This is a genomic window from Nocardia sp. NPDC004722 (genome assembly GCF_053601505.1).
The window spans coordinates 1-3683 of sequence record NZ_JBSGBY010000738.1 but is presented as its reverse complement, the minus strand read 5'-3'; the positions used below and the strand labels follow the sequence as shown (position 1 = coordinate 3683).

The 3683-nt window shown below is 66.7% G+C and carries 5 protein-coding genes and 1 pseudogene; all 6 read left to right on the top strand.

The features are described from left to right. Positions 1-213, top strand: a pseudogene (locus tag ACWELQ_RS40910) (hypothetical protein); the annotation flags it as partial. Positions 214-224: 11 nt separating this feature from the next. After that, the gene (locus tag ACWELQ_RS40905; protein ID WP_452402364.1) at positions 225-524 is read left to right on the top strand and encodes a YbaB/EbfC family nucleoid-associated protein; all 300 of its coding nucleotides are present in this window, start codon (positions 225-227) and stop codon (positions 522-524) included. A 108-nt stretch (positions 525-632) separates the two neighbouring features. Further along, complete coding sequence (locus ACWELQ_RS40900; protein ID WP_452402363.1) at positions 633-947, top strand: hypothetical protein; 315 nt, start codon at positions 633-635, stop codon at positions 945-947. Next, a complete protein-coding gene (locus ACWELQ_RS40895; protein ID WP_452402362.1) occupies positions 944-2284 on the top strand; it encodes a hypothetical protein in 1341 nt (446 codons plus the stop codon). The genes ACWELQ_RS40900 and ACWELQ_RS40895 overlap by 4 nt, the downstream gene beginning before the upstream one ends. A gap of 32 nt (positions 2285-2316) precedes the next feature. Further along, positions 2317-2628 carry a PE family protein gene (locus ACWELQ_RS40890; RefSeq protein ID WP_452402361.1) on the top strand — a complete coding sequence of 104 codons (312 nt, stop codon included), beginning with the start codon at positions 2317-2319 and terminating at the stop codon, positions 2626-2628. Between the two features lie 16 nt (positions 2629-2644). After that, positions 2645-3682 carry a PPE domain-containing protein gene (locus tag ACWELQ_RS40885; protein WP_452402360.1) on the top strand — a complete coding sequence of 346 codons (1038 nt, stop codon included), beginning with the start codon at positions 2645-2647 and terminating at the stop codon, positions 3680-3682. Position 3683 lies beyond the last annotated feature (1 nt).

Genomic DNA, 3683 nt, shown 5'->3' with positions numbered 1-3683 from the left:
CCGCAGCAGCTGGCAGGGGAGATTCTGCGGCTGTGTCAGAAGGCTGCCAACCGCGCCGGCCTCGCACTGCGGAAGCAGTTGGAGGAGGCTGGGCTTGATGCGGAGAGCATCGCGAGGGCGGGGCTGCCTACCGAGGCTGAAGTTGCTCGGCAGGAAATCGTTGAGGAGCAGGACTACGATACTGAGCCGCAGAGTTGGCTCAGGTCGGTGTAGGGAGGGCGCTCGTGGTTTCGTCGATGGATGAGTTGCAGGAGCAGGTTCGGCGGCAGCTGTATCGGTTTCAGGACTTGGCGGAGCAGATGGCTGCGGTTCGGGGGCGGGAGACGTCCGAGGACGGGGCTGTGATGGCTGAGGTCGACGGGAATGGGGCGCTCAAGGATCTGCAGTTCAGTAGTGCTGTGAGTCGGATGACGCCGGGGGAGTTCGAGCAGGCTGTGGTGACTACGGCGGCGCAGGCGGCGCGGCGGGCGTTCGAGCGGCGGGCGGAGATCGTGAACCGGTTCAATGAGGAGCTGGCCGAGTAGGCCGGTTTGTTTACACAAGATTGAGCCAGAGTTTGCATCTTGCGGTCTGGCACAACAAATTTCGTACTTGTATCCTGTGCAAGATCAAAGGTAGTGGGAGGGACACTGATGGCTGATCACGTGATGGCGGATTTCACGCCCATTTTGGCGTACGGCACTCAGAAGGCGGCTATCGCGACGCAGGTCGCGGGGTCGGCCGCGGCGGATGTGGCGACTTCGCTCGCGCAGTCGGTGCCGGTGTTCGGGCTCATCGGTCAGGAGTTTCTGGCGGCTTTCGCTGTCGCGCAGGGGAACTTCCTGATGTCCTCGGCGGAGATCGCCGCGGTGCATGCCAACACCGCGACCACCGCGTACGCGGCCGTCGGCGCCTACGGCACCAATGAAGTGACCTCGGCCGCGAGCTTCCTGTCGTCGGTGCTGTGACCACTCCTTCGAATCCGACCGTCCTGGACGAGCTTCGCGCGAGTCCGGTCGGTCCATACCTCGATACGCCGGTCGCCGATGTATTGAGCAATATCGGGATGCCGCAGTTGCCGCAGCTCCCGTCGATCAGCCTGCCGGATCTGTCGGGGATACAGCTGCCCACGCTGCCGACGATCGATCTGACCTCGCTGATCTCACCGGTCACCAGCCTGCTGCAGTCGTTCGGGACCGGCACCAGCAGCAGCTTCAATCCGGCGAGCATTCTGACCTCGTTGATCAGCGCACTGACTTCGGCCACGTCGGCGAGCAAGTCGGCGACCAGCACGGTCATGAACAGCTGGACCGGTGACGCCGCGACCGCCGCTCAGGACAAGAGCAATACGGTCGAGGCGCAGAGTGGTGAGGTGGCCGCACAGGGCGCGCAGCAGCATCTCATCCTGGCTGCCGCGCAGGCGATCGTCGCCGAGGGCTATGGCGAAATGACTGCTCTCATCGGGCAATTCATCGCGCAGGTGACCGGGGCAGTCGCGCTGCTCGCGACGCCCGCGGGTATTCCCTGGCTGATCGAGACCGCGACCACGACGATCAACGCCGGCATGGCCATCGCCGCGAAGACGAGTCTCCAGCTCGCGGGCAGCACCGCCCAGATCACCGAAGCCGGAACGAAGATCATCATCGCGGGCGCGCCGTTCGCGTCCAATATCGAGTCGCTGGTGAACATGGTCGGCACCGCGCTGCAGCCCATCACCAGCGTCGCGCCGACCGTTGCGGAGAAGGTGGTCGAGAAGGGCGCGTCGGTCGTGTCGACCGGTGTCAGTGACCTCAGTTCGGCTCTGAGCAACAGCAATTCGAACACCAACACGAATAACAACACCAACACCAATACGAACACCAAGACCACCACGCCGACGGTCACCACCACCAAGACCGACGACGAGAAGAAGACCGAGAGCCCGGACACCACCAAAACCGATGGCGGTGGCGGTAGTCCGCTCAGTACTCTCTTCGGTGGTACGACGCCTGCCACCACGACGCCGAATACGTTGGGCGCCAATCGAATTCCGACCGGCGAGGTCACCTCCGGGGCCGGAGTTCCCAAGACGACGACCGAGGCGAACGGGCGCACCACCGCCACCACGACACCGGGCATCGGCGGCGCTTCCGGTGCCGCGGGCCGCGCCGGCGCGGCGGACGAGGAGTCCACTTCGGACCGCTCCGGTCTGGTCACCGGCGCGCACGGCGACGAGGTGGTCGGTGTCATCGAAGGCGTGGTGCTGCCGGTGGTCGGCGCCATCGAGGCCATCGAAGAGCCGCCGGACAAGGCACTGACGCTGTAAGACGTATAGCCAGGGGTAACAGGAGGAATGGCATGAGCACCAACGCATTCGACGGTCTGCGCTTCGACGCCTCGACCGCACGCGATGCCGCGGCCCAGCTGGACGCGCTGGCCGACCGCATCGCCAACGGTCTCGGGGTCGAGCAGGTCAAGCTCGACTTCGCGCCGGCCGGGGCCGACGAGGTGTCGCAGCGGGCCGCGCAGACCCTCAGCGCGGTGGCGGCGTCCTTCGTGAACTCCGGCGGCGACGGCGTCACCGAACTGCGCAATCTCGCGGCGACGCTGCGCAGCCAGTTCGACGCCTTCGGCCGGGTCGAGGACCAGTCCGTCCTCGGTTTCGCCTGAGCGGAGGCCTTCCTCGATGCTGGAACCGACGAAGCCCGGCTTCACCGAGACGGTCTGGGAATCCCGACCGCCCGAGCAGCTGGCACGCGACCTGGTGACGGGTGCCGGTGCGGTACCCGCCGCCGAGGCTGGTCTCGCGTGGACGCGTTTGAGCGCGGGTTTCGCGGCGGCGGCACTCGAGTACGAGCGGATCCTCGTAATCCTCGACAGCGCTTGGGAATCCAAGAACAGCGGGCCGTTCATCGAACGCATCAAGGCACTGCGGGACTGGCTCGGCGCGTCCGCGTCGGCCGCGGCCGGGAATGCCGTGCAGGCCGAAACCCACGCGGCCGCATATGAACTCGCGAAGCTGACGATGCCCGACGTCGACGAGGTCGAGAAGCTCAAGGACATCCAGCAGCTGTTCCAGCAGCTCGGTCCCGCCCTCGGTCCCATCCTGCTCGGCGGGATGGCGGGGAACGAGACGGACGTCGAGAAGGCGAAAGCCGAAGCGGCCCGGGTGATGCGGACCTACGAGTCGGCCACCGAATCGCTCGCCAAGCCTTGGGAACACGAGGCGCCGCCGCAGGTCACTGCCGGGCTGACGCCCACCGAGCAACCGGCCGCGCCGGTGGAGACGCCGGAAACGCCGACGCCCGCGATGCCGTCGATGCCTTCGCTGTCCCTCGGCTCGCTCAACCTGCCGCCGATGCCGCTGTCGCAGCTGCGTGCGAACACCACCGTGCAGGCGGAGGAGACCACGACGCAACGCGTTGTGACACAACCGGTTACGGTCCAGCAGGCCAGTACGGGCATGGCGCCCACCGCCATGGGTGGTGCGAGTCAGGACAGCGACGAGGAACACGTCCTGCGCGCCGGGCTCGTGGGCGCGCCCACGAGTGACGCCGAGCTGGGGCTCACCTCCGGCATGCAGGTCGCGCCCGCCGTGCTCGGTGGCGTGGACCCGGCCGCGCAGCGGCCGCCGGTCGACATCGCCTTTAACGCCGGTAGCACCGGTTCCGAAACCGGCTCCGGGGCAACGGATTCCGGTGGTCGTCAGGGGGCTGCCTCGTGAC